This is a genomic window from Microbacterium sp. (assembly GCF_051953575.1).
Lineage (GTDB): Bacteria > Actinomycetota > Actinomycetes > Actinomycetales > Microbacteriaceae > Microbacterium.
This window is the reverse complement of the sequence record NZ_JBQCIP010000046.1, coordinates 1-21,420: the sequence shown is the minus strand read 5'-3', so window position 1 is coordinate 21,420 and position 21,420 is coordinate 1. Positions and strand designations below refer to the sequence as shown.

The following is a 21,420-nucleotide window of genomic DNA, read 5'->3' as shown; positions in this document are numbered from 1 at the left end:
TGCCGCGACTCGACGAATCCACTGCGTTCGACGACGGCGAGTTCCACGGCGTCGGCTGCGGCGAAGGTCTGCGGCACCCCGCAAGCCTACCGCCGACTCGGGTCGCCGCCGTCATGTCAGACTGTCCGCATGCTGGGTGAGCACCGATACACCGTCCGGAGCACATGGACCGGAGACCGAGGCACCGGCACGTCCGGCTATCGCGACTACGACCGGGCTGTGACGCTCGAGATCCCCGGCAAGCCGGCGGTGCTCGCGTCGTCCGACAAGCCCTTCCGCGGGGATCCGTCCCGCTGGAATCCCGAGGACCTGCTCTTGGCCGCGCTCAGCGAGTGCCACCTGCTGTCGTACCTGCACGCGTGCGTGCAGGCCGGTGTGGTCGTCGTCGGCTACGAGGACGAGGCATCCGGCCTCATGGTCGAAGACGGCCGCGGGGGCGGTGCGTTCCGCGAGGTGATGCTGCGGCCCCGGGTGACGGTCGCCGACGCTTCGATGGTGGATGCCGCGGCCTCCGCGCATGCGCAGGCCCACGAGTGGTGCTTCATCGCGAACTCGGTGAACTTCCCGGTGCGCCACGAGGCGACGATCGTCGTCGCGGAGTGACCTCAGCGGCGCTCGTGGGGGAGCACCTGCTTGATCCGGTCGATCGGGTTCTGCGCCGGCACCTCGTTGTAGGCTCCCGCGAGCTCCTGACCTGAGAGGGCGTGGATCGCCGCCATGATCTCGTCGGTGGCGAGCCGTCGCGCCTTGCCCGACGTCGCCGGGCCGTGGTGCGCGAGGTCGATCGGCGCGCCGAACCGGACGGTCACCCGCGGCGTGCGCGAGGGCATCTTCGCGCCGACGGGCATGGCCTTGTCGGTGCCGACGAGGCCGACCGGAACGACCGGGGCGCCGGTCTGCAGCGCCAGGAAGGCGACGCCGGTGCGTCCCTTGTAAAGGCGGCCGTCCAGCGAGCGCGTGCCCTCGGGGTAGAGCGCGACCGCGCTGCCGTCGTCGAGCAGCTCCCGCTGCTGGTCGAGCGCGTCGAGCGCGGCCTGGCCGGCGCCGCGCTGCACGGGGATGGCGCCGATCGCGGTGAAGAACCAGCGGGACGCCGGCTTCTCGAAGTAGCTCGCCTTCGCGAGGAAGTGCACGGGCCGGGGAGCAGCGACGGGGATCGCGATCGAGTCGATGAACGACAGATGGTTGCTCGCGAAGATGACCGGCCCCGACTTCGGCACGTTGGCCTTGCCCTCGATCCGCGGGCGATAGACGACGCGAGCAAGTGGTGCCAGGATCAGACGGCCGAAGAAGTAGGTGAGCCCCATGCGCCGCGCCGGGATCACAGCCGGCGCCGTCGTCTCGGACTCGGAATCGACTTCGTCCGCGGTGTGGTCGGCGCCGGGAACGAGGTCAGAAGTCACCCGTAGAGGGTACTCCGGATTGCATTCCGGTAACGGCATGGCGCGTTCCGGCCCGACATAGGGAACATTCAGCACGGGCGGAGCAAAGATGCGAAAAGATGGAGGCTTCCCTGTCACCGACTCGAGGTTGTTCCGTGCGCATTCGACCGCTCGCCGCCCTTTCCGCCGCCGCGCTGTCGGCCGTCCTGCTCGCCGGCTGTGCTGCCTCGGGCACGCCTGACGCCGACTCGACGCCCACGCCGACCGCGACGTCCTCGAGTTGCGGCCTTGAGCCGAAGTCGGGTGCAGACTCCGACGCGGTGACCGTCTCGGGCACTGCCCCGAAGCTCTCCGCCCAGGCGCCCACGGACCTGAAGTTCACCGAGCTGCAGCGCACGACCGCCACGAAGGGCGACGGCGACGACCTCGCCACCGGCCAGCTCGTCTCGGGCCAGTACCTCGTGATCGACCCCACCACCGGTGAGGTCGCGATGGACTCGGCGACGACGTCGCCCGACGACTCGGGCCTCGTCCCGATCATCGTCGACCCCCAGAGCATCTTCGGCACCGGCGTCCTGTGCACGCCGCTCGGCTCGACCACGACGCTCACGATTCCCGGGTCGATGCTCAGCCAGGGCGCCTCGAACATCGTCGTGGTCATGCAGACGGTCGACCAACTGCCGACGACCGCCACCGGAGCCGCGCAGGAGCCGGTGGCCGGGATGCCGAAGGTGGAGCTCGCCGACGACGGCAAGCCGTCCGTCACGATCCCCGACGCCGACCCGCCCACCGAGGTGCAGCTGGCGGACCTGAAGCTCGGCGACGGCCCCACCGTGGAGTCGGGTGACCAGGTGTTCGTGCAGTACATGGGCATCAAGTGGTCGGACGGCTCGGAGTTCGACTCCAGCTGGAGCAAGGGCGCCCCCGCCTCGTTCCAGACGACGGGCGTCGTCCAGGGCTTCCAGCAGGCGCTCGAGGGCCAGAAGGTCGGCTCGCAGGTCCTCGTGGTGATCCCCCCGGCTGCCGGCTACGGCGAGGGCGAGATCAACGACCAGGACCTCAAGGGCGAGACGCTCGTCTTCGTCATCGACATCCTCGGCGTCCAGCACACGCCGCAGCAGTAGGCGGCGGCCGCATCCGGCCTCGCGGGTAGGCTGGCCGGATGCGGCGCGTCCTCATCCTCGGCTCCACAGGATCCATCGGCACGCAGGCGCTCGACGTCGTGCGCGCCAACCCACGGCGGTTCGAGGTGGTCGGTCTCGCCGCGGGATCGGACCGCGCCGGTCTTGAGGCGCAGGCCGCCGAGTTCGGCGTCGAGAACACGGCTCTCGGAGCGGTCGAGGCGGAGCAGCTGGTGCGCGACGTCGAGGCCGACGTGGTGCTCAACGGCATCACCGGCTCGGTCGGGCTCGGCCCGACCCTCGCCGCGCTGGAGACGGGCCGCACCCTGGCGCTGGCCAACAAGGAGTCGCTCATCGTCGGCGGCGACCTCGTCACCGCGCTCGCGCGTCCGGGCCAGATCGTCCCCGTGGACTCCGAGCACTCGGCGATCGCGCAGGCGCTGCGATCGGGGGAGCGCCACGAGGTCCGCCGGCTCGTGCTGACGGCATCCGGGGGTCCTTTCCGCGGTCGCAGCCGGGCATCCCTCGAAGACGTCACGCCCGCCGAGGCGCTGGCGCACCCCACGTGGGACATGGGCCGCGTGGTGACGACCAATTCGGCGACGCTCGTCAACAAGGGCCTCGAGGTGATCGAGGCGCATCTGCTGTTCGGTGTGCCGTACGCCGAGATCGACGTCGTCGTGCATCCGCAGTCGATTGTGCACTCGATGGTGGAGTTCGTCGACGGGTCGACCATCGCCCAGGCGTCGCCCCCCGACATGCGGCTGCCGATCTCGCTCGGTCTCGACTGGCCGAACCGGGTCGCGGGCGTCGGCGCGCCGCTGGACTGGACGAAGGCCACGTCGTGGACGTTCGAGCCGCTCGACGACGCCGCGTTCCCGGCGGTGCGCCTGGCCAAGCAGGTCGGACGCGCGGGCGGGACCTATCCCGCCGTGTTCAACGCGGCCAACGAGCAGGCCGTGGACGCCTTCCACGAGGGGCGGCTGAGCTTCCTCGGCATCGTCGAGACGGTCGCCCGGGTCGTCGACGCGCACGAGGCGCCGGACGCCCTCACCCGCGAGGCGCTCGCCGACGCCGAGGCGTGGGCCCGCCGCGCAGCCGACAAGGCCATCGCGGCGGCATCCTGAGCCCACGGGATCCGCGGAAGGGTACAGTTCCGCCGCGGAACCGTACCCTTTCGCGGATCCCGGGAGGGGCCGGGGATGCCGGAGCTCAGGCCTCTGGGTAGACCGGGCGCAGGGGATCGGATGCCGGCGTCTCGTCGTCCGGGTACGGCACCGGCCAGTGCGGCTCGGGGACCGGCCAGCCGGCATCGCGCAGGGCGCGACGGGCGAGCTCACGTGCCGAATAGGGCGTGCGGACGCCGCGGATGTCGCGGTAGTCCTGGTGGCCGGGGCCGATCCACAGGATCGCGTCGCCGTCGCCGACGAGCGCGACGGCCTCGATGATCGCCCGCTCGGGCGGTGAGAACTCCAGGATCTCGGCGTCCGGCCGGGCGCGGCGGGCCCCCTCGATCAGCGTCGCGCGGATCGCGTCGGGGTCCTCGAAGCGAGGGTGGTGGTCGGTGATGACGAGGATGTCGCTGCCTTCGACGGCCGTGCGGCCCATATCGTGGCGCTTGGTCGCGTCGCGGTCGCCGTCCGCGCCCATCACCATGACGACCTTGCCGGGGGTGACCCGCCGCACGGCGGCGAGCGTCTTCTCGAACGCGTCGGGGGAGTGGCCGAAGTCGACGTAGACGGCCGGCCCGGCATCTCCCGAGACGAGCTGGGTGCGTCCGGGCAGGTACGCGTCGATGCGCCCGCCGTCGAGCGCCTCGACGAGACGTTCCCAGGCGTAGCCGCCTTCGAGGATCATGACGATCGCAAGGCCGGCGTTGGCGGCCATGTGGCGCCCGATCACCGGGACGAGGGTCGTGAGCGTCCGGCCGTCGCGCGCCGTGAGGCGGAACTCGGTGCCGATCTGACGCTCGTCGATGATCTCGACGACCCAGTCGGCGGCGGCTGCGGCATCCCGGTCCGAAGCGAGGTCGGGCGTGCCCACCGTGACCGTCGGCACCTCGCTGCGGGCGACGACCTCGGCTCCGGGCGCCGAGTCGACGCAGACGACGGCCCGGCGCGAGCGGTCGGCGCGGAACAGCGGCAGCTTCGCCTCGAAGTACTCGCGCATGTCGGCGTAGTCGTCGAGGTGGTCGTGGGTGAGGTTGGTGAACCCGGCGACGTCGAAGACGATGCCGTCGACGCGGCGGCGGCTGAGCGCCTGGGCGCTGACCTCGACGGCGACCGCCTCGACCCCGCGCTCGCGCATGAGGGCGAGGAGGGCGTGCATCTCGTATGCCTCGGGCGTCGTGAGGCGCGACACGATCGTCTGACCGGCGATGTGGCGCTCGGCGGTCGACGACAGGCCGGTCGTCACGCCCAGCTGGCCGAGGATGCCCTCGAGCAGGTGCGACACGCTGGTCTTGCCGTTGGTGCCCGTCGTGCCGAACAGCGTCGGCAGCCGGTCGTCGCGGCCCGTGCTGTACACCCACGCCGACAGGTCGCCGAGGAGCGCACGCGGGTCGTCGACCACGAGCACCGGCAGTCCGGTCGCTTCGGCGGCGTCTGCGCCGGCGGCGTCGGTCACGACCGCGACGGCGCCCTTGTCGGCGGCGGCCTTGGCGAACTCTGCGCCGTGGCGGTTCACCCCCTGCACGGCGACGAACACGTCACCGGGACGCAGGTCCGCGGTCGCGAGGGTGAGGCCGGTCAGCATCGCGCCCTCGACGTCGCCGCGCACGTCGGCGGCGAAGCGCGTCGCGAGATCCGCGACGGAGTGGGTCGGCGGCGCGTCGGGGCGGAGTACCGGGGGCAGGTTCGAAGGCGCGTCGGTCGGCATGGCGCATCCATCTTCGCACGGCGCCCGCCCCGTGCGCGGGCGGGCGCCATGGCCGAGCGATCAGGCGCGGCGTCGACCCCGCACCAGCACGACGATCAGTGCGGCGATGCCGGCGACCAGGCCGCCCGCGGCGAGCCAGCGTGCGACGGGGTCGGCGGGATCTCCGGATGCCGCAGCCGCTGCCTCATGGTCGTCGGCGGCATCCGCTCCACCGCCGTGGTGGCCGTCTTCGGCGTCCGCCACCGCACCCACGGTCACGACCGGCGCCGGTGCGTCGAGCTCCTCGGGATCCTGGTCGTCGGCGGCGATCTGCGTCCACGCGGTCTCGCCGACCGCGCACGTCTGCGTCACCGGGAAGGCCAGTGCGGAGTCGGCGGCCGATTCCGCGAACAGCACATCCATCGCGACGGACGCCTTCAGCGCGTCCTCGACGGGGGTGTCGGGCGTGTAGACGACGCGCGTGGGCACGCCGTTCGTGCCGAGCTCTCGCGTGATGGTCCAGCCGCCCTGGACGACCGGCGTGGCGTTGGCCACTCCGTCGGGGATGTCGATCGCGAGAGCCGTCGTGGGCGAGCCGTCGCAGCCGTGCGCGAACGAGAACGTGATCGTCTCGGTGGCGCCGGCCGCGGCCGTCTCGGGATCGACGTGCACGTGTGCGGATGCGGCCAACGGTGCGCCGAGGGCGAGCGTGAGGCCGGTGCCGAGGGCGACCGCACCGAGGGTGAGGGCACGGCGGGGGGAGCGGGTGATGGTGGTGGTCATGTCTTTCGTCCTTCGTCTTCGGCGCACGACGGAGCTGCCGTGCGCGCGGCGGAGATCGCCGTCCGGGCGGGCGCCCGGACGGTGCGAGGCGACGCTCAGTGCGTCGCGGTGACGAAGGCCGGAGGTCCGCGGCGGGACAGGCCGGACAGCACCGCCCGCGCCGGGCGGATCGTGCGCTCGCGGTCCGGCGTGACGAGCGCGGGGACGGGCGGTGCGGGCAGGACGACGCGGGCGCGCGCGAGCACCGAACGGATGCCGCGCCCCAGGGCGCGCAGCATCCGCTCGCCGCCGTACAGCCCGGCGACCGTCGCCAGCGCCGCGAGCGCGTGCGCCAAGACCATCGGGGCGTCGGGGAGCGCGACCGGCGCGATGCCGCCGGCGAGCACCATCGTGTGATGGGAATGCGGCGCGGATGGATCGGCGCCCGCGGTGATCGCGAACGCGAGATGGAAGAGCGCCTGGCCGGCGAGCACGACGGCCCCGATGCGCCAGGCCGACAGACGCCGCCCGACGACCGCCACACCGAACGGTGCGGCGAGGATCCCGACGGCGGCGACGAGCGACGGCGCGGGGGCGCCTCCGCCGGCGAGCGTGTGGGCGGTCGCGGCGACCACGGTCGCGACCCACGCGGCAGCGGTGCCGCGCAGCGCACGGACGTGGCGTGGCGTCACGGCTCCTCGCTTCTATCGACCGGCTGCCTGCCCCTGAGCCTACGCGAGACCGTCACACCCAACTCAAAGGCTGGCGCGGGTACCGTGATCTCGTGGAGATCCTCGCCTTCGTCGTCGGTGTCGCCCTCATGGTCGTGGGCCTGGCGGTGTCGATCGCGCTCCATGAGCTCGGCCACCTGTGGCCCGCCAAGAAGTTCGGCGTGCGCGTCGGCCAGTACATGATCGGGTTCGGCCCCACCCTGTGGTCGCGCCGGCGCGGCGAGACGCAGTACGGGTTCAAGGCCATCCCTCTCGGCGGCTACATCTCGATGGCGGGCATGTACCCGCCGTCCCCGGCCCTGCAGCAGGCCGAGAGCCGCAGCGGACGCGCGGCCGGGGGCTTCTTCGCCACGATGGTGCAGGATGCCCGAGACGCCAACGACGACACCCTGCGCGGCGACGGCGACACCCGTGTCTTCTACCGTCTGCCGATCTACAAGCGCATCATCGTGATGCTCGGCGGACCGCTCATGAACTTCCTGTTCGCGGTCGTGCTCTTCACCGTCCTGTTCTCGGGCATCGGGCTGCAGACGGCCACGACCACGGTCTCGCGCCTGTCGGAGTGCGTGCCGTCGACGACGACGAGCGAGTGCACGTCCTCCGACCCCACCGCCCCCGCGGCGGCGGCCGGCATCGAGCCCGGCGACACCATCGTGTCGATCGACGGGGAGCCGGTGACCGGCTTCGCCGAGGCATCCGCCATCATCCGCTCGTCTCCGGGCGAGCAGCTGCGGTTCGTCATCGAGCGCGACGGCGAGCAGCACACCGTCCAGGTGACGCCCGCCACCGTCGAGACCACCGTGACGGCGGCCGATGGGACCACCTCGACCCAGGAGGTCGGCTTCGTGGGCATCGGCCCCACGGTCGAGTACGTGAAGCAGCCGATCTGGGCGGGCCCGCAGGCCGCGGTGCAGAACGTGGGTGCAGTCGCCGGCATCATCTGGCAGCTGCCGGCGAAGGTGTGGAACACCGCGGTGGACCTGGTGACGGGCGAACCGCGCGACCCGAACGGGCCGCTCAGCATCGTGGGCGCCGGCCGCCTGTCGGGCGAGGTCGCGGCCGCCGACGCGCCGGTGCTCAACCGGGTCGCCGGATTCCTGTCGCTGCTCGCGTCGCTCAACATCGCGCTCTTCGTCTTCAACCTCATCCCGCTGCTCCCGCTGGACGGCGGACACATCGCGGTCGCGCTGTGGGAGGGCGTCAAGCGGGTGTGGGCGAAGATCTTCCGCCGTCCTCCGCCGAAGCCGGTCGATGCCACGAAGCTCGTGCCTCTCACGTTCATCGTCGTCATCGCGCTGATCGCGATGGGCGCCGTGCTCGTGCTCGCCGACATCTTCAATCCGGTGACGCTCGGCTGACACCTGTGGGTATTTTCGGCGCCGCTGTCGAGAACGCCCTTGTCCGTTCGCTGTGGGGATGAAACGGTTCCCCTGACGAAAGGACACGGGCCATGAAGTACGTCATCATGTTCACCTCGACCCCGGAGCTCGACGCGGCTGTGCCCGAGGAGCGTGCCAAGGAGGTCTACGGGCGCATCTGGGAGTGGTTCCAGACGAACTCCGATCAGATCGCCGACGGCGGCGCCGAGCTGCTGCCGGTCTCGACGGCCACGACCGTCAAGCATGGGCCCGACGGCCCCGTCGTCGTCGACGGCCCGTTCTCGGAGGCCAAGGAGGTCATCGGCGGCTTCAGCGTGATCGACGTCCCCGACCTCGACGCCGCCATCGCCCTCGTCAAGACATGGCCGTCGATGGAGCTGCCGGGGATCGCGATCGAGATCCGCCCGATGGTGACCGACTACAGCCAGTTCGAGTGATGACCGGATCGGATGCCGCCGCCCCGGACGAACCGGCGTCCGCGCACGCCGGGGCGGCGGCATCCGATCGCCTCCTCGCCGGCGTCGTGCGCGAGGAGTCCGCTCGCATCACGGCGGCGCTGACGGTGTCGTTCGGAAGCTTCGACGTGGCCGAGGACGCCGTCGCGGAGGCTGTCGAGGAGGCCCTCAGGGAGTGGCGGCGGCGTGGCATCCCGCCGAAGCCCGGCGCCTGGCTGATGCAGGCGGCGCGCCACAACGCGCTCGACCGGGTGCGGCGGGCGCGCGTGCTGCGCGACAAGGTGGCGCTGCTGCCGGATCCGGCGCAGGGTGGTTCAGCCGGACCCGCTGACGAGCGGCTGCCGCTGCTGTTCGGCTGCTGTCACCCCGCCCTCGCCCCCGAGGCGCAGCTCGCCCTGACGCTCCGCGCCGTGTGCGGCCTGACGACGGCGCAGATCGCGCGCGCCACGTTCTCTACCGAGCCGGCGACCGGGCAACGCATCTCGCGGGCGAAGCGGAAGATCGCCGACAGCGGCATCCCACTGCGCGTGCCCTCAGGGCCGGATGCCGCGGCCCGCCTGGACCTCGTGCTGACGATCGTGTCGGTCATGTACAGCGAGGCGCACTTCCTGTCAGGAGCGGATGCCGCCGCCGACCGCGATCTCGCCGACGACGCCCTGTGGCTCGCCGAGGTGATCGCCGGGGCGCTCCCGCGGGCCGCGGAGGCGCACGGACTGCTGGCGCTGCTGCGGTTCCACCGGGCGCGGGAGTCGGCGCGGTCGGTCGACGGGGACCTCGTGCTGCTGGCCGATCAGGACCGCTCCCGGTGGGACGCGGCGCTGCTCGAGGGCGCGCGCGACGAGCTCGAACGCGCGGCGCGTCTGCGCCGGCCCGGGCGATGGCAGCTGCACGCGGCCATCGCCGCATGCCACGCCGACGCCCCGGATGTCGCCTCGACCGACTGGCTGCAGGTGCTCACGCTGTACGACATGCTGCTCGCCTACGACGACACACCGGTCGTGCGTCTCAACCGCGCCGTGGCCCTCGCCCGCGTCGCGGGTCCCGCTGCCGCGCTTGCCGAGGTCGACGCGCTCGCGGGCCCGCTCGCGCGCTCGCACCTGTGGCACGCGGTGCGGGCGTCGCTGCTGCGCGATCTCGGCCGCGACGACGACGCGCTGGCCGCGGACCTGCGCGCCCTGGAGCTCACGGCGAACGAGGCCGAACGGCGCCTGCTGGCTGCCCGCGCATCCCGCTGAGCGACAGCCTCGCCCCGGTTCCCCGGTTCGGGCGCCCGGCCGTCCTGCGGGGCCTGCAATGCGCGCCCCGAAGGACCGCGCCGCGCCCCGAACTCGAGGTTAAGGGCGGCCCGGCTCCGTCAGGCGGGCACCGGGGTGAGGGCCTGCTCTACCAGGCGCTGGAGCGTCGTCATGCCGTCGCGCGACAGGATCGACTCGAGGTGGCCCTGCACCGAGGCGAAGCCCGGCCCGCGGAGCGCATAGACGTCCCCGGTGGCGTCGGCGGCCACCTCGGCGTCGCCTGCCCTCGTCGTGCCGGCCGGCACCCGCGCGGTGAAGGTGTTGTAGAAGCCGATCGAGGCGGGTGTGCCGAACACGTCGACCGTCTTCTGCAGTCCCTGGTGCGGCGCGTCGAGGGGCGCGAGCCCGATGCCGAGCGAGTCCGCGAGGATCTGGTGGCTGAGGCATACCGCCAGCAGCGGCGCGCCGGCGGCGCGGCGCCGGCGCACCACGTCGCGCATGCGGCGGATGCGGGGGCTCGATGCATCCCGGGGGTCGCCCGGTCCGGGACCCGACACGAGCAGTTCGGCGGCGTCGACCTGCGCGTCGGTGACCTCGTTCCACGGGACGATCTCGACGTCGAGGCCGAGGTGGCGCAGCTGATGCGCCAGCATCGTCGTGAAGCGGTCCTCGGCATCCACGACCAGAGCGGAGCGGCCGGCGAACGGCGCCGGACCCGTGGTGCCCTGCGGGTTCAGCCAGAACTCGGCGAGACGGGCGTTGCGCGAGGCCAGCAGCCGGGCGATCTGCGGGTCGTCGGCCAGGCGGCGCGGGGCAGCGGCGGGCGCGTCCTCGTCGATCTCGGCGACGCCGCCCGCGACGGCGTCGAGCACGGCGGCCCCACCGGCCTCGGGGGCGTCGCCGGCGGCGCGCTCGGCAGCGATGTCACGCGGAACGGCGCCGATCGCGCCGAGGACCCCCGCCGCCTTGCCGTGGGTCTCGCCCACCTCGCCGTAGGGGTCGGAGTGACGCACCAGCGTGGCGCCGACCGGGACGCGCAGCCGCCCGTCCTGCAGGTACGCCGTGCGGATCAGGATGGGCGCGTCGAGGTCGTGCGTCGGCTCGTCGGCCAGGAGGGTCTCTCGGGGCGTGAACAGCGCGGCCACGCCGGAGTAATACCCCCGCGGCGACGTCTCGTGGCGCGTGATGACCGTGCACGCGTTCTGCATCGGCGAGCCGGTCACCGTCGGGGCGAACATCGTCTCTCGCAGGATGTCGCGCGGGTCGAGCCTGCTGCGGCCGCGCAGCACGTACTCCGTGTGGGTGAGGCGCGACATCTCCTTGAGGTGCGGGCCGGTGATCCGGCCGCCGTCGGAGCACACGGCGCTCATCATCTTGAGCTCCTCGTCGACGACCATGAAGAGCTCCTCGGTCTCTTTCGTCGACCGCAGGAACTCGGTGAGGGTCTCGACCGTCGCACCGCCGGCGGGGTGGCGGAAGGTGCCCGAGATGGGGTTCATCGTGACGACGCCGTCGCGCGCGCTGACGTGCGCCTCGGGGCTCGCGCCGACGGCGACGTGGCCCGGGGTGACGACCGCGAAGGTCCAGTACGCGCCCCGCTCGTGCTCGAGCAGCGCCCGGAACCACGTGAGGGCGGCGGTGGCGGCATCCGTCGACACGCCCGCGGTGAAGTCGCGCCGGATCACGAAGTTGGCCCCCTCGCCACGGCCGATCTCGTCGGCGATGACGCGGCGCACGATGTCGGCGTAGTCCTCGTCGGCGATGTCGAAGCCGGGGTCGTCGAGCGCGATCGGCTCGGCCGGCAGCAGGGCGAGGGCGTCGTCGCGGGGGACCGAGGCGCGGTCGGTCACGACGAGGCAGCGCAGCGGCGCGCCGTCGTCGTGGCATTCGAAGCCCCGTTCGCGGACCTGGCGGAACGGCACGAGCGCCAGCACCTCGCGAGGGGCGCCCGCGGCGTCGAGCAGCGGGATGTCGCCCAGCAGGTCGACGTCGGCGACCTCGCCGACGAGCACCTCGACGGTGGCGCCGTCGCGGGCGATGAGGGCGAACGGGGGGATGCCGGACGACGTCGTCTCGTCGTGCAGCGTGGCGAGCAGATCAGCGGCTCGGGGACCGGCCTCGGTCATCGATGGGGCCTTCCGTGTCTGTCGGGGCGGGCCCTGGTGTCATGCACGCGCAGACAAGAAGACCGCCCCGGGGGCGGTCTGTGCAGGAAACGCGAACACACCGCCTAGAAGGCGGGCCACCAGGAGCGGGTCGCGGGCATGCGGTCACGATAGCAGACGGCGGCCCCCGCCCCGGTCCGTGTGTCGGAGCGGGGGAGCGGATGCCGGGCTCCCGGCATCCACTCGGCTCCGCGGCAGCCCGCCCCCTGCCGCCGCGCGTAGGCTGGGAGCGTGCCAGCCGTGAATCTCGGGATGCCCAAGGTCCCCGAAACGCTCGCCCCCCGCCGCAAGAGCCGCCAGATCAAGGTGGGCAAGGTGCTGGTCGGAGGCGATGCCCCCGTCAGCGTGCAGTCGATGACGACGACGCCGACGACCAACATCAACGCGACCCTGCAGCAGATCGCCGAGCTCACCGCCTCGGGTTGCGAGATCGTGCGCGTCGCCGTGCCGTCGCAGGACGACGCGGACGTGCTGCACATCATCGCGGCGAAGAGCCAGATCCCGGTGATCGCCGACATCCATTTCCAGCCGAAGTACGTGTTCCAGGCCATCGACGCCGGATGCGGCGCGGTCCGCGTGAACCCGGGCAACATCCGCAAGTTCGACGACCAGGTCGGCGCGATCGCGGCGGCGGCGAAGGCCGCTGGTGTGTCGCTGCGCATCGGCGTGAACGCCGGGTCGCTCGACCGGCGCCTGCTGGAGAAGTACGGCAAGGCCACGCCCGAGGCGCTCGTCGAGAGCGCCGTGTGGGAGGCATCCCTCTTCGAGGAGCACGACTTCCACGACTTCAAGATCTCGGTCAAGCACAACGACCCGATCGTCATGGTGAAGGCCTACCGGCTGCTCGCCGAGCGGGGCGACTGGCCCCTGCACCTCGGCGTGACCGAGGCCGGCCCCGCCTTCCAGGGCACGATCAAGTCCGCCACGGCGTTCGGCATCCTGCTGGCCGAGGGCATCGGCGACACGATCCGCGTGTCGCTGTCGGCTCCGCCCGCCGAAGAGGTCAAGGTCGGCCACCAGATCCTGCAGTCGCTCAACCTGCGCGAGCGCAAGCTCGAGATCGTCTCGTGCCCGTCCTGCGGGCGCGCCCAGGTCGACGTCTACTCGCTCGCGGACTCGGTCACCGAAGGCCTCAAGGACATGACGGTGCCGCTGCGCGTTGCCGTGATGGGCTGCGTCGTCAACGGTCCCGGAGAGGCGCGCGAGGCCGACCTCGGCGTCGCCTCGGGCAACGGCAAGGGGCAGATCTTCGTGAAGGGACAGGTCATCAAGACCGTGCCCGAGTCCGAGATCGTCGCGACCCTGATCGAAGAGGCGAACCGCATCGCCGACGAGATGGGCCCGGACGCCGCCGTCGGGACCGCACAGGTCATCACGTCCTGATGGGATTCGGCCGCCTGTCGGCCGCGCAGCGCGCACGGGTCGAAGAATGGATGCCTGCGGCCGAGGTCGTCGCCGACCTCTCCTGGAACCAGGTCGAGACGATCGTGCTGCGCGTGCGCCACGAGGCGCGCGAGTACGTCGTGAAGGCCGCCGGACCCGAGGTGCACCATCTCGGCCGTGAGCTCGACGCCCACCTCGGCGGCTTCGTCGACGTGTGGTCCCGGACCGGTCACGCCGCGGTGCTGCGTCACCACGACCGCGAGGCCCGTGTGCTCGTGACCGAGTGGCTCCCGGGCACCCTCTCGTACCGCACGCCCGCGGGGCTCGATCCCGAGGTGCATCGGCGTGCGGGTCGGCTGCTGCGGGACTTCCACGCCCAGGCGACGCGCCCGTCGGATGGGGTGGATGCCGCCGCCACCGCCCGCGCGCTGCGCTGGCTCGACACCTCCCATGCGATCGCGCCGGACGTCGAGGCTCAGCTGCGCGCGGCGCTCGCCGCCCTTGCGCCGATCGAGGCGGACCTCGTGCCGACCCACGGCGACTGGCAGCCGCGCAACTGGCTCGTGGACGGCCACGAGGTGCGTGTCATCGACTTCGGCCGCTTCGCCTTCCGGCCGGCGGCGACGGACTTCGTGCGACTGGCCGCGCAGGAGTGGCGCGAAGAGCCGGCGTGCGAGACGGCGTTCTTCGACGGCTACGGGCGCGACCCCCGGCATCCGTCGCACTGGCATCTGATGCGGCTGCGCGAGGCGATCGGCACCGCCGCCTGGGCCCACCAGGTCGGCGACGTCGAGTTCGAGGCGCAGGGCCACCGCATGATCGCCGACGCGCTCGCCGAGCTCAGCGATCCCGCGCGGCCCGGCGGTTCGCGGCCCGGTGACGCGCCGCGATGACGGCCGCGGCGACCTTGAGCACCGGGGCCTCGCCGAGGCGGGCGTCGTCGCCGGGGGCGAGGCGCCGGGCGAGATCGGGACGCATCGCCCACAGGTACTCGCGGCCGACCACCGCGTGGGGCGCGTGCGACACGATCCTGATCGTCTCGGCGCCCTCGATCAGCGGGATGGCGTTGCGGATGTTCTCGGCCGTCGTGCGGCTCTCGGTGTCGAGCACGACGGGTCCCGTGTAGCCGCGCTCACGGGCGTACCGCGCCATCAGTGCGGCCTCGGGCACATCCCCGCCGACGGCGCCGCCGCACAGCACCAGCACGCTCTCGGCCGCGGCGGGGTCCAGCGAGCGCAGACCCAGGCGCACGCGGTAGCGGTTGACGAAGTTCGCGCGCGGACCGGCGTCGCGGTACCCGAGGACCACGACCGCCTCGCGGCCGCCCGGCACGGACAGGTCGCCGAGGGCCTGCCGCGAGGTGCGCCGATGCACCACCTCGGCCCATACGACCACACCGGCGACGGCTGTCGCCGCCAGAGACATCAGAACCAGCAGCACACGACGCACAACCCCGACATTAGGGGCATCCGAGCTCCGCCGACGTGGCAGGATCACGAGGGTGCCCCTCGAACGGATCGCCCTCATCTCCGATGTCCACGGCAACCTGACGGCGCTCGAAGCGGTGCTCGCCGATATCGCCGGCCGAGGGATCACGCGCATCCTCAACCTCGGCGACAACGCCGGCAGGACCGCATGAGCGACGCCGTCGACCCCCGCCCCGACGCCGACGCGGCGGCCCCGGCCCCGCGAGCGCCGCTGTCGCGGCCGATCGTCGCAGGCATCGTCACCGCGCTCGTCGGCGTCACCAGCTCGTTCGCCGTCGTGCTCACCGGGCTCGACGGCGTCGGCGCCACGTCGGCGCAGGCGGCCAGCGGCCTGCTCGTGCTGTGCCTCACGATGGGTGCGGCATCCATCATCCTCGCGTGGCGCTACCGCATGCCGATCACGGTGGCGTGGTCGACGCCCGGCGCCGCCGTGCTGGCCACGACGGGCTCCGTCGACGGCGGCTGGTCGGCCGCGGTCGGCGCCTTCCTCGTGACCGCGGGCCTGATCCTGCTGACCGCCCTGTGGCCGCAGCTCGGACGCCTGATCGCACGCATCCCGCCGTCGATCGCGCAGGCGATGCTCGGCGGCGTCCTGCTGCCGCTGTGTCTGGCGCCCGTCGGCGGCATCGTCGAGAACCCGTGGGGCGTCGCGCCGATCGTCGTCGTGTGGCTGATCGGGGTGAGATTCGCCCCGCGTTGGGCGGTGCCGCTCGCGTTCGTGGCGGCCTCCATCGTGATCGGCGTCGACGTCGCGGTCACGGGAGCCTCGATCGACCCCGCCGTGCTGATCCCGCGACTGGAGTTCACGGCGCCCACGCTCACGTTCGGCGCGGTGGTGGGTCTCGCGCTGCCGCTGTTCCTCGTGACCATGGCGTCGCAGAACGTGCCGGGTGTCGCGATCATGCGCAGCTTCGGGTACGACGTGCCGTGGCGTCCGGCGATGCTCGTGACGGGCATCGGCACGGCGCTCGGCGCGACGGCCGGCGGACACGCGATCAACCTCGCCGCCATCAGCGCCGCGCTCGCCGCGGCCCCCGACGCGGACCCCGACCCGAAGCGCCGGTGGGTCGCCGGCGTCTCGACCGGCGGGGCGGGCATCGTGCTGGGCGGCCTGTCGGCGGCGCTCGTCGCCCTGGTGGTGGTGGCTCCGGATGCCGTCATCCCCGCGGTCGCGGGCATCGCGCTCTTCGGCGCCTTCGGGTCCGCGGTGCAGCAGGCGATCGACGACCCGGGGGAGCGGCTGCCTGCCGTCGTGACGTTCCTCGTCGCCGCGTCGGGCATCGCGATCGCGGGCGTCAGCGCGGCGTTCTGGGCGCTCGTGGCGGGACTGGTCGTGCGAGAGGTGCTGCACCTCGGCCGGCGTCGCGCCTGCGACCGGATCGACGACGGCTCAGGCGCGACGCGCAGCGGGTCAGTCGCGCCGGCGCCGCCGGAGCAGTGCGCCGTGCGCGCGCAGGAGGCGCGGCACGACGACGTAGACGGCGAGCGGCACGACGACCGCGGTGAGCACGAGGGCGCGAAGCACCGGGTGCCAGGACTCCGAGATCGGGGCGAGCAGCAGCATGCCCACAGACACGAGCGGGAAGATCGCGAGCCACGTGATCAGCGCGCGGATGTGCACGGAGGGGACGGGAGCAGGAGCGGGAGGGGCGGTGGGGACGGCGTCGGTCCGGGCGGGCCCGGGAGCGGTCGAAGCGGGCATGTGCGGCATCCTTCCAAGAATCCAACCGAATGGTTGCAACTGGTTGGTTGTAAGTGAAGCACCGCGCGGTCTATTCCGCAACCATCCAGTTGGATTTCTTCGCTACGATGGCGACATGGCGTGGGACACGGAACGCACGAAGCAGTTGCTGCTCGACGCCGCGACGGCGGAGTTCAGCGAGTACGGCCTCGCCGGCGCCCGCGTCGACCGGATCGCGGCGGCGGCCGGCGTGAACAAGGAGCGGATCTACCAGTATTTCGGCAAGAAGCACGAGCTGTTCGCCGTCGTGCTCGCCGAAGCGCTGCAGGCGGCGCTCCAGGCCGTCAATGCCGAGGGGACCGGTCCGGATGCCGTCGGCGACTACGCCGCCCGTCTGTTCGACCACCACATGGCTCACCCCGAGATCCCGCGGCTCGTGTACTGGGAGGGGCTCGAGCGGGGCATCGCCGCCGCCGACAGCCCGACGCGGGCGGAGTTCCACGCCGAGAAGGTCGACCGCATGCAGCGCATGCTCCCCGGCATCGACCGCGTCACGGCGGGGGAGCTGCTGCTGACTCTCGTGAGCCTCGTCAACGCGTGGCCGGTGCTGCCGCAGCTCGACGCGCTCATCATCCCCGACGCCGGCGACCGCGCCGAACGCATCGCCACCCGCCGTGCGGCGATCGTGCAGACCGTGACGGCCGCCGCAGCCGCGGCGTGGGTCGTCGCCGCCGACTGACCGCGGGACTCAGTGCAGGGTGCCCCCGGGCACCGCCGCGTCCTCGGCGACCTCGACGCTCGTGCGCACCGCGATCTCCAGCGCATCGGCGATGTCGCGCAGCGGGAGTGCCGCCGCGCCGGCGGGCGCGTGCTCGGTCGACCACGGCACGTGCACGAACCCGGCGCGGACCGAGGATGCCGCCGCTTCCAGGGCCGTGAAGAACACGTGGTTGCAGACGAACGTGCCGGCCGAATACGACAGCTCCGCGGGGATCCCCGCCTCAGTGATGCGCGCGACGATCGCCTTGACGGGAAGGGTCGCGAAGTGCGCAGCCGGGGCGCCCGGAACGCTCGGCACGTCGACGGGCTGGTCTCCGTCGTTGTCGGGGATGCGCGCATCGACGAGGTTGACCGCCACCCGCTCCACCCCGATGGCGGCGCGCCCGCCAGCCAGCCCGGCCGCGATCACGACGTCCGGTCGGTGCTCGTCCATCAGCGCGCGCAGGCGCGCCGCAGCGCCGGCGAACGTCACGGGCAGCACGGCGGTCACGAGGACCTCGGGGCCCGTCCACCGCGACGCGACGAGATGCACGGCCTCTCCGGACGGGTTGGCGGCGTCGCCGCCGAACGGGTCGAAGCCGGTGAGCAGGACGGTCGTCATGCGTCCAGGCTATGCAGTCACGCCGGGGAGGCGGGCGCCAGGACGATCTCGCCGGTCGCGATGTCGGCCGACACCAGCCGCAGACGCACGCTCGTGCCGGCGGCAGCCTCGAGGCCCTCGACCTTCGCCGCGACAGGCGGATCCGTCAGCTGGACGCGCGCGGCCCCGTTGCGCCTGCTCAGCACCACCGCATCGAACGTGCGCCCCTCCCGCCCCGACAGCTGTGCGGCCTCGACGCGGTCGAGCGTGCCGGCCTCGAGCCGGTTCGCGAGTCCGTCGCTGCGTCCCATGATCTTCGGGAGGTCCGGCAGGCTCTCGCGCGCCCAGGCGGGCACATCCCGGTCGTTCGCGATCGCCTCGCACACGACGAGCGACCAGCGGTCCACCAGCCGCCGCAGCGGCGCGGTGGTGTGGGCGTAGGGCGCGCCGATCGCGGACTGCACCGGATCGGCGGGCGGCTCGCCGTCGAAGGCGACGTAGCCCGCGCCGCGGAACAGGCCCGTCGCGGCATCCAGGATCGCGAGCGCGGACGGATCGCGGCGGTCGAGCGTGCGCAGGTAGTCGGCGTACGCGACGTCCGGGCGCCACGGCACCCCGAGCGCGACGGTCTGTGCGCGGAACGCCGCGACATCGTCGGGGTCGGCCGCAGGCATCGTGCGGAGGATGCCGACACGACCGCGCAGCATGAGCTCGGCGGCCGCCATGCCCGTCAGCAGCGACACCTGCGCGTTCCAGTCCTCGACGGGCAGCGGAGCGTCGCGCTCGAGGCGGTACCCTCCGTCGTCGGCGGGCACCACGCGCGCCTCGGGAACGTTGAGGCTCGCCCCGCCGCGCTCGGCCTCGCGCTCCAGGCGCTGCGGGCCGAACCAGGCCAGCGCCTGCAGGGTGGGCGGGGCGGTGCCCGCGTCGATCGCGGTCTGCGCGTCGGTGTAGGTCCACTGCGCCCGCGAGCGGATCACCGCGCGCCGCAGCGTCGTGGCGACTGGCCGCGCCCCCTCGTCGAGCTCGAACCGCCACACGTATGCGCGGCGTTCGCGATCCGGCAGGAGCGAGGCGGCGTCCTCGCTGATCGCGACGGGATGCAGAGGGATGCGGCCATCGGCGGCGTACAGGGTCTGGCCGCGCAGGCGCGCCTCGGCGTCGACCGGGCCGCCGGGCTCGACGAAGGCCGGGACGTCCGCGATGGCGTAATGCAGGATGCCGCCGGCCGCGGTCCGTTCGAGGTGCATCGCCTGGTCGAGATCCGTCGAGCCCGCCGGGTCGATCGTCAGGAACTCGAGGTCGCGCAGATCGTCAAGCCCCGCCACGGCCGGGTCGGTCGGCACCGAACGTGCGGCGCGGGCGGCCGCGGCATCCACCTCATCGGGGAAGCCGGTCGGCAGACCGAGGTCGACGCGCAGCTGCGCCAGCGACTCGATCAGCTCGTCGTGCGCCCGGGCAGGAGCGAGTCGGGGGCGGCGGGCGGGCACCCGATCAGTGTAAGCACGGGCCCTAGACTTGACGATCGTGGTCACCCGTCTGTCGAACTTCTTCCTCCGCACCCTCCGTGAAGACCCCGCCGACGCTGCAGTCACGAGCCACAAGCTGCTCGTGCGCGCCGGCTACATCCGCCCGCAGGCCGCGGGAATCTTCGCGTGGCTGCCGCTGGGTCTGCGGGTGAAGGCCCGGATCGAGACGGTCGTCCGCGAGGAGATGGCGGCGGCCGGCGCGCAGGAGGTGCACTTCCCGGCACTCATGCCGCGCGAGGCGTACGAGGCCACCGGGCGGTGGGAGGAGTACGGAGACCTGCTGTTCCGTCTTCAGGACCGCAAGGGCGGCGACTACCTTCTCGCGCCCACGCACGAAGAGGCCTTCACGCTGCTCGTGAAGGATCTGTACTCGTCGTACAAGGACCTGCCGCTGACGATCTATCAGATCCAGGACAAGTACCGCGACGAGGCGCGCCCCCGTGCCGGGCTGCTGCGCGGCCGCGAGTTCACGATGAAGGACGCGTACTCGTTCGATGCGTCGGACGCGGGACTGGACGCGTCTTACATGGCGCAGCGTGACGCCTACGAGCGCATCTTCCAGCGCCTCGGCCTCGAGTACGTGATCGTGCAGGCGGACGCCGGCGCGATGGGCGGTTCGCGCTCCGAGGAGTTCCTGCACCCGACCGCCGTGGGAGAGGACACCTTCGTCCGTTCGGCCGGAGGGTACGCGGCCAACGTCGAAGCCTTCACGACGATCGTCCCCGACGCCATCCCGTTCGACGGGCTCGGTGCCCCTGTCGTCTTCGACTCGCCGAACACCCCCACGATCCAGACGCTCGTCGATCACGCCAACGCGCACCTCGACGCTCCCGCGTCCGGTATCGCCGGTCCCGCGACCGCCGGTGCGACCGAGTGGACCGCGGCGCACACGCTGAAGAACGTCGTCCTCGCGCTGACCCACCTCGACGGCACGCGCGAACTCGTGATCGTCGGCATCCCCGGTGACCGCGACGTCGACGACAAGCGCGCGGAGGTGGCGTTCGCTCCCGCCGAGGTCGAGGCTGCGACGGCGGACGACTTCGAGAAGAACCCGCTGCTGGTGAAGGGCTACATCGGTCCGTGGTCCGAGACGGGTGCCATCCTCGGGGAGGAGTCCGCGACCGGCATCCGCTACCTTCTCGACCCCCGCGTCGTCGATGGGACGGCGTGGATCACGGGTGCGAACATCGACCAGAAGCACGTGCACACGCTCGTCGCCGGCCGCGACTTCGCGGGCGACGGCTTCGTCGAGATCGCCGGCGTGCGCGAAGGCGATCCCGCTCCGGACGGCTCGGGCCCGGTCGAGCTCGCCCGCGGCATGGAGATCGGCCACGTGTTCCAGCTCGGCCGCAAGTACGCCGAGGCGCTCGGGCTGAAGGTGCTCGACGAGAACGGCAAGCTCGTCACGGTCACGATGGGCTCCTACGGCATCGGCGTCACCCGCATCCTCGCGATCATCGCCGAGCTCAACAACGACGACAAGGGGCTCATCTGGCCCGCCTCGGTGGCGCCGTTCGATGTGCAGGTCGTGGCGACCGGTCGTGACAGCGTCGTGTTCGAGGTGTCGGAGCAGCTCTCGGCAGACCTGGAGGCGGCGGGCTTCGACGTGCTCTACGACGACCGCCCCAAGGTGTCGCCCGGCGTCAAGTTCGGTGACGCCGAGCTGGTCGGCGTCCCGAAGATCGTGATCGTCGGTCGCGGCGCTGCCGAGGGGCAGGTCGAGCTCTGGGACCGCCGCAGCGGCGAGCGTGAGGTCGTGCCGCTGGCAGACGTGGTCGCGCGCCTGGCGGCGTCCGCAGCCCTGTAGCGCGCACGGACGGGGCCCCCCGCGCCCCCCCCGGCGCCCGCCCCCCCCGCTCCCCCCCCCGCCCCCCCCGGGCCGCCCCCCACCCCC

General features: G+C 72.5%; 18 protein-coding genes and 2 pseudogenes. 12 read left to right on the top strand and 8 right to left on the bottom strand.

Annotated elements, in window-relative coordinates:
- Window positions 1-129 precede the first annotated feature (129 nt).
- A complete protein-coding gene (locus tag ACTHNQ_RS03375; RefSeq protein WP_440331087.1) occupies window positions 130-603 on the top strand; it encodes an OsmC family protein in 474 nt (157 codons plus the stop codon).
- A gap of 2 nt (window positions 604-605) precedes the next feature.
- On the opposite strand, the gene ACTHNQ_RS03370 is transcribed toward ACTHNQ_RS03375, so the two are convergent.
- Window positions 606-1,307 (bottom strand): lysophospholipid acyltransferase family protein, encoded by a 702-nt coding sequence (locus ACTHNQ_RS03370; protein WP_440331089.1) that lies wholly within the window; start codon window positions 1,305-1,307, stop codon window positions 606-608.
- 230 nt (window positions 1,308-1,537) lie between these two features.
- Here ACTHNQ_RS03370 and ACTHNQ_RS03365 point away from each other — a divergent pair, with 230 nt between their 5' ends.
- Entirely contained in the window at window positions 1,538-2,506 is a 969-nt protein-coding gene (locus ACTHNQ_RS03365; RefSeq protein WP_440331085.1) for an FKBP-type peptidyl-prolyl cis-trans isomerase, read from the top strand.
- Window positions 2,507-2,544: 38 nt separating this feature from the next.
- Complete coding sequence (dxr, locus tag ACTHNQ_RS03360; RefSeq protein ID WP_440331083.1) at window positions 2,545-3,630, top strand: 1-deoxy-D-xylulose-5-phosphate reductoisomerase; 1,086 nt, start codon at window positions 2,545-2,547, stop codon at window positions 3,628-3,630.
- Window positions 3,631-3,715: 85 nt separating this feature from the next.
- Here dxr and ACTHNQ_RS03355 read toward each other — a convergent pair whose 3' ends face one another.
- From ACTHNQ_RS03355 to ACTHNQ_RS03345, 3 genes are all read right to left on the bottom strand, one after another.
- Complete coding sequence (locus ACTHNQ_RS03355; RefSeq protein WP_440331081.1) at window positions 3,716-5,380, bottom strand: Mur ligase family protein; 1,665 nt, start codon at window positions 5,378-5,380, stop codon at window positions 3,716-3,718.
- Window positions 5,381-5,440: 60 nt separating this feature from the next.
- Window positions 5,441-6,142 carry a YcnI family copper-binding membrane protein gene (locus ACTHNQ_RS03350; RefSeq protein WP_440331079.1) on the bottom strand — a complete coding sequence of 234 codons (702 nt, stop codon included), beginning with the start codon at window positions 6,140-6,142 and terminating at the stop codon, window positions 5,441-5,443.
- 95 nt (window positions 6,143-6,237) lie between these two features.
- Window positions 6,238-6,813: a hypothetical protein gene (locus ACTHNQ_RS03345; protein WP_440331077.1), complete on the bottom strand. Its 576-nt coding sequence runs from the start codon at window positions 6,811-6,813 to the stop codon at window positions 6,238-6,240.
- A gap of 92 nt (window positions 6,814-6,905) precedes the next feature.
- Between ACTHNQ_RS03345 and ACTHNQ_RS03340 the strand changes: the two genes are divergently transcribed.
- The 3 genes from ACTHNQ_RS03340 to ACTHNQ_RS03330 all read left to right on the top strand — a co-directional run bounded on the left by ACTHNQ_RS03340 (window position 6,906) and on the right by ACTHNQ_RS03330 (window position 9,921).
- Window positions 6,906-8,210 (top strand): M50 family metallopeptidase, encoded by a 1,305-nt coding sequence (locus ACTHNQ_RS03340; RefSeq protein WP_440331075.1) that lies wholly within the window; start codon window positions 6,906-6,908, stop codon window positions 8,208-8,210.
- Window positions 8,211-8,302: 92 nt separating this feature from the next.
- Window positions 8,303-8,668 carry a YciI family protein gene (locus ACTHNQ_RS03335; RefSeq protein WP_018172116.1) on the top strand — a complete coding sequence of 122 codons (366 nt, stop codon included), beginning with the start codon at window positions 8,303-8,305 and terminating at the stop codon, window positions 8,666-8,668.
- Window positions 8,668-9,921, top strand: coding sequence for an RNA polymerase sigma factor (locus ACTHNQ_RS03330; protein WP_440331072.1), 1,254 nt, complete (start codon window positions 8,668-8,670; stop codon window positions 9,919-9,921). Before ACTHNQ_RS03335 ends, ACTHNQ_RS03330 begins: the two co-directional genes overlap by 1 nt.
- Window positions 9,922-10,040: 119 nt before the next feature.
- On the opposite strand, the gene ACTHNQ_RS03325 is transcribed toward ACTHNQ_RS03330, so the two are convergent.
- On the bottom strand, window positions 10,041-12,047 hold the full coding sequence (locus ACTHNQ_RS03325) for an anthranilate synthase family protein (protein WP_440331070.1): 2,007 nt from the start codon (window positions 12,045-12,047) through the stop codon (window positions 10,041-10,043).
- Between the two features lie 270 nt (window positions 12,048-12,317).
- Here ACTHNQ_RS03325 and ispG point away from each other — a divergent pair, with 270 nt between their 5' ends.
- The gene (gene ispG / locus ACTHNQ_RS03320; protein ID WP_440331068.1) at window positions 12,318-13,469 is read left to right on the top strand and encodes a flavodoxin-dependent (E)-4-hydroxy-3-methylbut-2-enyl-diphosphate synthase; all 1,152 of its coding nucleotides are present in this window, start codon (window positions 12,318-12,320) and stop codon (window positions 13,467-13,469) included.
- A complete protein-coding gene (locus ACTHNQ_RS03315; RefSeq protein ID WP_440331066.1) occupies window positions 13,469-14,362 on the top strand; it encodes a phosphotransferase in 894 nt (297 codons plus the stop codon). The genes ispG and ACTHNQ_RS03315 overlap by 1 nt, the downstream gene beginning before the upstream one ends.
- Here ACTHNQ_RS03315 and ACTHNQ_RS03310 read toward each other — a convergent pair.
- A complete protein-coding gene (locus ACTHNQ_RS03310) occupies window positions 14,310-14,918 on the bottom strand; it encodes a YdcF family protein (RefSeq protein ID WP_440331065.1) in 609 nt (202 codons plus the stop codon). The two genes, ACTHNQ_RS03315 and ACTHNQ_RS03310, sit on opposite strands and share 53 nt — an antisense overlap.
- Window positions 14,919-14,970: 52 nt before the next feature.
- Between ACTHNQ_RS03310 and ACTHNQ_RS03305 the strand changes: the two are divergent.
- The 3 genes and pseudogenes from ACTHNQ_RS03305 to ACTHNQ_RS03295 form a co-directional block, all read left to right on the top strand.
- Window positions 14,971-15,099, top strand: a pseudogene (locus ACTHNQ_RS03305) (metallophosphoesterase family protein); the annotation flags it as partial.
- A gap of 5 nt (window positions 15,100-15,104) precedes the next feature.
- Window positions 15,105-16,319 (top strand): annotated as a pseudogene (locus ACTHNQ_RS03300) (benzoate/H(+) symporter BenE family transporter); the annotation flags it as partial.
- 454 nt (window positions 16,320-16,773) lie between these two features.
- On the top strand, window positions 16,774-17,376 hold the full coding sequence (locus ACTHNQ_RS03295) for a TetR family transcriptional regulator (protein ID WP_440331064.1): 603 nt from the start codon (window positions 16,774-16,776) through the stop codon (window positions 17,374-17,376).
- Window positions 17,377-17,385: 9 nt separating this feature from the next.
- On the opposite strand, the gene pcp is transcribed toward ACTHNQ_RS03295, so the two are convergent.
- Together pcp and ACTHNQ_RS03285 are read right to left on the bottom strand one after the other, a co-directional pair.
- Window positions 17,386-18,018, bottom strand: a complete 633-nt coding sequence (gene pcp / locus ACTHNQ_RS03290) for a pyroglutamyl-peptidase I (RefSeq protein ID WP_440331062.1) — start codon at window positions 18,016-18,018, stop codon at window positions 17,386-17,388.
- Between the two features lie 17 nt (window positions 18,019-18,035).
- Window positions 18,036-19,487, bottom strand: coding sequence for an RNB domain-containing ribonuclease (locus ACTHNQ_RS03285; protein WP_440331060.1), 1,452 nt, complete (start codon window positions 19,485-19,487; stop codon window positions 18,036-18,038).
- A gap of 37 nt (window positions 19,488-19,524) precedes the next feature.
- Here ACTHNQ_RS03285 and ACTHNQ_RS03280 point away from each other — a divergent pair, with 37 nt between their 5' ends.
- Entirely contained in the window at window positions 19,525-21,333 is a 1,809-nt protein-coding gene (locus ACTHNQ_RS03280) for a proline--tRNA ligase (protein WP_440331058.1), read from the top strand.
- Window positions 21,334-21,420: the final 87 nt, after the last annotated feature.

Coding starts and splice junctions, on each gene's coding strand:
- dxr (WP_440331083.1), top strand. CDS start 2,545: ATGCGGCGCGTCCTCATCCTCGGCTCCACAGGATCCATCGGCACGCAG.
- ACTHNQ_RS03375 (WP_440331087.1), top strand. CDS start 130: ATGCTGGGTGAGCACCGATACACCGTCCGGAGCACATGGACCGGAGAC.
- ACTHNQ_RS03370 (WP_440331089.1), bottom strand. CDS start 1,307: ATGGGGCTCACCTACTTCTTCGGCCGTCTGATCCTGGCACCACTTGCT.
- ACTHNQ_RS03295 (WP_440331064.1), top strand. CDS start 16,774: ATGGCGTGGGACACGGAACGCACGAAGCAGTTGCTGCTCGACGCCGCG.
- pcp (WP_440331062.1), bottom strand. CDS start 18,018: ATGACGACCGTCCTGCTCACCGGCTTCGACCCGTTCGGCGGCGACGCC.
- ACTHNQ_RS03330 (WP_440331072.1), top strand. CDS start 8,668: ATGACCGGATCGGATGCCGCCGCCCCGGACGAACCGGCGTCCGCGCAC.
- ACTHNQ_RS03315 (WP_440331066.1), top strand. CDS start 13,469: ATGGGATTCGGCCGCCTGTCGGCCGCGCAGCGCGCACGGGTCGAAGAA.
- ACTHNQ_RS03350 (WP_440331079.1), bottom strand. CDS start 6,142: ATGACCACCACCATCACCCGCTCCCCCCGCCGTGCCCTCACCCTCGGT.
- ACTHNQ_RS03325 (WP_440331070.1), bottom strand. CDS start 12,047: ATGACCGAGGCCGGTCCCCGAGCCGCTGATCTGCTCGCCACGCTGCAC.
- ACTHNQ_RS03335 (WP_018172116.1), top strand. CDS start 8,303: ATGAAGTACGTCATCATGTTCACCTCGACCCCGGAGCTCGACGCGGCT.
- ACTHNQ_RS03355 (WP_440331081.1), bottom strand. CDS start 5,380: ATGCCGACCGACGCGCCTTCGAACCTGCCCCCGGTACTCCGCCCCGAC.